4 protein-coding genes and 2 pseudogenes are annotated in these 5,740 nt (G+C 60.2%); 1 reads left to right on the top strand and 5 read right to left on the bottom strand.

Annotated elements, in window-relative coordinates; translation table 11 throughout:
* A partial coding sequence (locus OSB52_RS24415; RefSeq protein WP_266063926.1) for a hypothetical protein occupies window positions 1-310 on the top strand: 310 nt, incomplete at its 5' end.
* Between the two features lie 332 nt (window positions 311-642).
* On the opposite strand, the gene OSB52_RS24410 is transcribed toward OSB52_RS24415, so the two are convergent.
* From OSB52_RS24410 to OSB52_RS24395, 5 genes and pseudogenes are all read right to left on the bottom strand, one after another.
* On the bottom strand, window positions 643-1,839 hold the full coding sequence (locus tag OSB52_RS24410) for a hypothetical protein (protein WP_006369930.1): 1,197 nt from the start codon (window positions 1,837-1,839) through the stop codon (window positions 643-645).
* Between the two features lie 15 nt (window positions 1,840-1,854).
* Window positions 1,855-2,337 (bottom strand): annotated as a pseudogene (locus tag OSB52_RS25215) (TniQ family protein); the annotation flags it as partial.
* Window positions 2,303-3,376 carry an ATP-binding protein gene (locus OSB52_RS24405; protein WP_006369929.1) on the bottom strand — a complete coding sequence of 358 codons (1,074 nt, stop codon included), beginning with the start codon at window positions 3,374-3,376 and terminating at the stop codon, window positions 2,303-2,305. The gene OSB52_RS24405 and the pseudogene OSB52_RS25215, both read right to left, overlap by 35 nt.
* Window positions 3,373-5,382 (bottom strand): TnsB C-terminal domain-containing protein, encoded by a 2,010-nt coding sequence (locus OSB52_RS24400; RefSeq protein WP_079931101.1) that lies wholly within the window; start codon window positions 5,380-5,382, stop codon window positions 3,373-3,375. Before OSB52_RS24400 ends, OSB52_RS24405 begins: the two co-directional genes overlap by 4 nt.
* A pseudogene (locus tag OSB52_RS24395) lies at window positions 5,379-5,740 on the bottom strand (TnsA-like heteromeric transposase endonuclease subunit); the annotation flags it as partial. The gene OSB52_RS24400 and the pseudogene OSB52_RS24395, both read right to left, overlap by 4 nt.

Genomic DNA, 5,740 nt, shown 5'->3' with positions numbered 1-5,740 from the left:
CGTCGGCAACCCACCGGTGGCGGGTGGAGCCGTCGTGCTGGTACTCCGTCTCCAACTCTTGAAAGAACTCAGTGATGTACATGCTGGAGCGATACGGGAAGTACCGAACTTCGTCGACGTTCTGGGCATCGTCGCGTCCGAGGTTGCCCACGACGAGGTTTCCAAGAGCTTCGAGGTTGCGGCGACGGAACTTCACATGGGCATTGTTGCAAGCGACGCCGACGAATGCCCACACCTCGCGCGACCCTGCGGGCGATGCCCGATCAAGACCGAGGCGTTCGACTACCAGTTCGTCGGACCATCCGGGTAGCGTGTCGCAAGGGTCGGTTCCGAACTCGGCGGCCATGCCGTCGGCGGCAGGGAGATTGCACGCCCTGGTGGTTCTCGATCAATTTCCCACGGTGTATAGCGTGGACTTGCGGCGTTGAAGGTGTGCTGCAGGAGGATTTCCATCAGTGAGTTGAGTTGCCCGACTCCTTTGAGCCCGTGGCGTCGGTATGACTCATTCGCCTCGTAGACATCTGCGCGGCACATGTGCTGATCCGCCTCAAGCGTTCCGCGGTAGAGTGAGGGCATTCTCGAAGCCACTGACGAGCGCGAGTCAGATCTGTTGCCGGAGTGTCCTGTCTGCACGTAGCTCCTTCAAGGTGGGCGCCATTCAAGTGGCTCCTCGCCGAATCCCAGGTCAGGCAACAGGCTGTTTGATCGGATTGTGGACCACTGCTCGCGTACCAGGTTGCGCGCCGAGCTGAGATCGCCGTCGTTGGAATCCTCAGAGTAGAGCGATTCTGTCGCGAACTCGGCGGCCCCGCCGGTGTAGACCTCCCAAATCGCGACGGCTAGCGCGTGTGGAGTCACTGCTCTGAACGTGCGGCTCGTGCTAAGAATTCTCGCAATGGAGATCGTGAGATCTGGATTGGCAAGTTGAAGCCGCCGGCGGTGGTAATCGATAGGAGGCGGGCCGGTGAGCAGTTCCCGGGTCTGGTTCTCGATCTGATCCAGGGTGTCGGTCCAATCGCCGCTGCGCTTGATCTGGCGGATGAGTAGTGGTGGGTAGCGCGAGAATTCGTGAGGCAGTCCTAGCGCGAAAGCGATATGGCCCCAAGGTCTCGCGGTCCCAGACCGTGCAAGGAGCATGGAAAGGACGGCGCGATCCTTCGCAGTCGTGTAGTCGCGGAATCCCGTCCAGTGAACTTGAGGTATCGACGAGAGAGGAATGTGGTTGCCCGGGATCTCGTGGGCCGTCGGATAACGGGCACACCCACTAGCAACTCGAAACGTCAGTTGTGCCGTCGGCGATAGCTTTTCGGCGAGCGGGGTGATGGCGAGGTGGCCGATAACCGCATTCGTCCGACTACGGGGCAAATCTCGGCCGTCCCTGAGAAGCCAGGTTCCTGGAGTAAGGACGCTCTGCTCTACGGCGAGCGAATGAGCCGCATGAACGTCCTCCTCGCAGAGGATGGACTTTACCTTGAGGAGTTGCTCGAGGCACGCGGCGTCAGGGTCGCTTGCTGCCTGACAGCTCATAATGGGCTTGCCCAGCGTCAGAGCCGCGTCGAAGTATTCGCGTGTACTGAACCGCTGACCGCCAAAGCTGTTCGTCGAAGGCTCTGATGCACCGCGTGCGAGTTCGAGAATCCAAACCTGAGCTTCAACGATCTCGGGGGCAACCCTACGGAACTCGACGTCGCGCAAGTCGTGGCCGCAGTATGCGTGTCGAGTTCTTGGTGTTCGGGGGCGATTGTCGCGCTGCGGACAGGCCCAGTTGGGGTCGGTGCTATTGGGCCAACTCGTGCCCGCCCACGGCGTCTCGGCACACCGAGGGCAGTTGGTAGGCATCAAGATCGCATGTTCGACACAGACGCGGTGTAGCGGCAGTGACCATGTCGAGTTCCAGTATCCTTGCTGAGCAAGGCATTCGGGACAGTAGGAAGGGTCGAGGGGCATCGATTCCGAAGACTTACCGTACCGTTCCCAGTGCGTGCGAAATGCGGAAACAGCCTCGGATATGAGTCCTGCCCGGAGGTATCGGGCTCGTTCGTCCGGTAGCCCCACCGTATCCACAATCAAATCACTGTGCTCAGCGATATGCGCAGAGACTCGTGTGGGGGACCAGGCACTCGTTGGAATCCCGAGTTCTCGGAGTAGCGCGCGTGCGGTGAGTCCGTAGCGGTGGCCGAAACGGCGCAGCCAACTCGGTGCGGTCTCATCGTCCCTGGGGGCGACGAGTATGGGAAGCCGCCGCGGGTTGTACCCGTCTGGTATCGCAATTGCGGAGGGTAGTTGCTCCGCGTCGGTTCTCTCACCTCTTGGGAGTGGTGAGCCGCTGAGCGGCATTGTCAACGACGACCTCCTCCAGGATGCTCGCAGTAATTTGCTCGGTGCCCGTCTTAATAGCCAGATAGGCGGCCCGATCGAGCAGGTTCGTCAGTGAACCGATGTGCCCTTGCGTTCGGCGGAAGAGTTCCTTGCCGAAATCGGATAGTGTCCCAGGCGTTTGCGCGGCGAGCATTAGGTGCAATTCGAGGGCGTTGAGAAGCGAGATCCAGGCGACGTTGCTGGCATCGGAGTCGGTGTTGAACGGCGCGACGCGTGCACGTGTGGCACGGCGGGCAGTCTGTGCGTACACGGCACCGTCATCGCCTCCCAGGCCCTCGTCGAAGAACTTCTTCTCTGTGAGGCGTACACCGACGTAAATGAACGTGACCGCCATTTCGTTGGCCAAGCCCTTCAGATGATTGCTTACTTCGCGACCGTGACGGTCTCGAAAGTCGATGAAGTGAAGGTCATCGATGACAATTATCTGAGTCTCGCAGCTCCGTACGCAGTCGACCGCGAGCGCACCCAAACCAGAAGTATTCGCACCAGCTACCCCCAGATGGCCATAGAAGGCGAGGATCTTTCTGTTCAGGCCCTTGAGGGTGATTCCAGCATCGAGCGGGATGAAGGCGACCGGAATACGCTGATCGCCTGCGGCGGTCTCGCTGCTGAGGCGGCGAATTGCAGTTCGATGGAACTGCCTTGCGTAGCGGATGGCGATGGTGGTCTTACCGAGACCTGGCGGGGCGTCGATCACGACCGATCCGCGGAGGCGGTCGCCATCGCGACGGTTGGACGCCATGACTTGATCGATGACAGCGAAGGCGTGCGTGAGTTGAGCTGTCTTGACAGTCGGGAGGTTGGCATTCCATACAAAGCGAGCTTCGTTGTAGTCTTCGCGCTCGTCGTCGCTGAGCGCTGCGATCTGTCCCTTCGTGAGGAGTTCCAGGCTCGCGCGCGGCGGCGAATGCACGAAGTCGTGCCAGCCCACTTTTGACGCCAGGTTGTAGCGATGCGGTTGATTGTTTCGAAGCCATAGTGCCCATGGGTTACTCATTCGTCGAATACCTCATAGCTCGAATCGTCTGCACCTTGGTACTTCTCAAACACATCGAGGTCATCGTCCAAATCCCAACCTGGAGGGCGACGTTCTGCTCTCCTCGCGAGAAGGTCGATAACTCCTGGCAGTGATGCAATCTCGTCGTCAGGTTGGCCATCGCCAGTATCGCTTGCCGTGGAACGGGTGCTGGCCAGGCGTCGTGCGAGGGCGCGGTCGCGCTTGGATTTGGTGTTGCCTTTGGACCACTCATCGAGGAGGTTGCGGACGGCGTCCTGTGGGTCGACATGCCGGTTTTCGCGGACGGCCAGAAGCTTGGTGTAGTCGGCGGCGTCCGAGGAGAAGGGCTGGTCGAGTCCACCTGCGTGCTCCCAGACCAGAGGCGACCATTTGCCAGATGAGGGGTCGCGGAAGTACACGCGTCGAACATCGCCGCTGTCTATGTGGATTGGCCATTTTCTAGCCTTCGGACCACCGAAGTTGGACTTGCTATTCCGGTAAGGGTTGAGCGCCGCGCCATCGTATCGGCGCCCATCCACTTCTATGCCATAGTGCTGGATCGTGCGCCACTCCACATTGAGAAACTCGTACGCAAGGTCCGGTGAGGACGGGATGGTGAGTCCACCGGCGCGAGCCAGGCCGATCTCGTACATTTCGAGCGGTGATAGCTCGAGGCCGGGCGTCTCAGGGAGACACAAGCCTTCGTGTTTCGACCGGTGGTACACCCGAGCTGTCCACTCGCGAATTATCGACTCAAGCTCGGCGACGTAGTAGAACGCTTGACTCTCAATGTCTTCACCGCGGTGATAGACGTCGGGTCCCTTGTAGCCCGGCAGTTGCTGAAGCAGGCCGAGCCGAATGGTCTTGAAGAAGCGTTCGACAGTTGGCTTGTCTGACGCCTTCTTTACGATCGCAGGCTGAATCGAGATTCCGAGTCGCGCACAGGCGGATCTGACATGGTGCGAGAGGTAGATCTTGCCATGGTCAACAACGATTGACTCGGGTAGGCAGCCTGGGATGCTCGGAGTGGCATCGTCTGCGGTCGGGTCGTCGCGTTCGATTGCGATCGAACTAGGCACGCCGTGAAACGGCCACGCTCCGTCGTCGACCGGTTCTTGGGGCGTCACCGACTGGTGTAACACATTGGCCACGTCGATTGCCTTGGTTGAAATCGGGGTCAGGCGCAGACCGACAATGCAGCGTGTATAGAGGTCTTGCGCCACAGTGAGTTCGACCGGCACCCAACGCAGCGTGATCGGCTCCATCGCGAACACGTCGAGGCGCGTTGTGTCGAGTACGAAGTACTCTCCGGGGCGCGTGGCGCGCAAACGGCCATACGGGGCCTCCGGCCGGTCGGCGGCGATTCGCCGTGCCTTTCCGCTGCCAAATGAATAGCGACCCTTGGAGAGCTCGTCCAGCCAGCGGTAGGCGGTCGCATTGGATGGGGTGGGCGCCAGATCGGCGCCACACCGCTCGGTCAGCAGATTGTTGGCCTGGTCGATTACTATGTTTCTGCTGGGTGTGGATTCGCGTGTGTACCGATTGAGTACGTCGAGGCACGCCTCCCGCCAGAGTGGGTCGATCGGCGAGCGCTGCTTCCTTGCTTCGACGAGGCCGGCTGGTCCTGACTCTTGATACGCCTTCACCCAGCGTTTGACGGTGCGGTCAGACATGTTGTGTGCGAGAGCGACCGTTTCGGAGCTGCGACCGATAGAGTCGCCGCTGTTGTGATGCATCTCCAGTACTGCTTCGACGACGGCGAGCCGTGCGTTGTAAGTCTCTTGCTGTTTCTTCGTAAGATTCGAAAGCAGTTGTCCGGACGTCTCGCAGGGCCTGCGAGGTGCGTCGAGCGGCTGAGAAGACCTCACGAGGTGTGGAGTGCTCACCGCTCGTGTGCCGCGATCCGATTCGACTATCGACCGACTGTCGCTGATCTCGACTATGCGGACCACGGATCCGTCGATCCACACCCGATCGCCAACAGCAAGTCGATAAGTGTTGCTCATACGGCCTCGGCTCGATGGATCAAGGTGTTGTCGCCGAATGGCCGGGTGAGATCGGCCGTGAAGGTGCCCGTCCACAGAAGCTCGAGGACGATGTGTCGAGGCCGTGCAATCCGCTCGGCTGCGAGTGTGGCTTCAGCGTGCGCGATTGAGAGCTCCTCTGGAAATCGTTCGAGCACCGTCTGGAACAGGGCCGCGCGCGACTCGCGGCGAGCCTGAGAAGCGAATCTGATGTTGTTGATCAATGCCGAGTCCTCGCCGGTCCAAACCTCATAATCGGCGGAGAGGCGCTTGGACACCACCTTGGTCCACGTGAACACGGCCTTGACCTCGTCTTTCTGCGCGATTCGTGGATTCTTGA

The organism is Gordonia aquimaris (assembly GCF_026262595.1).
GTDB classification, from domain to species: Bacteria; Actinomycetota; Actinomycetes; order Mycobacteriales; family Mycobacteriaceae; genus Gordonia; species Gordonia tangerina.
This window is presented reverse-complemented; position numbering and strand designations above follow the sequence as displayed.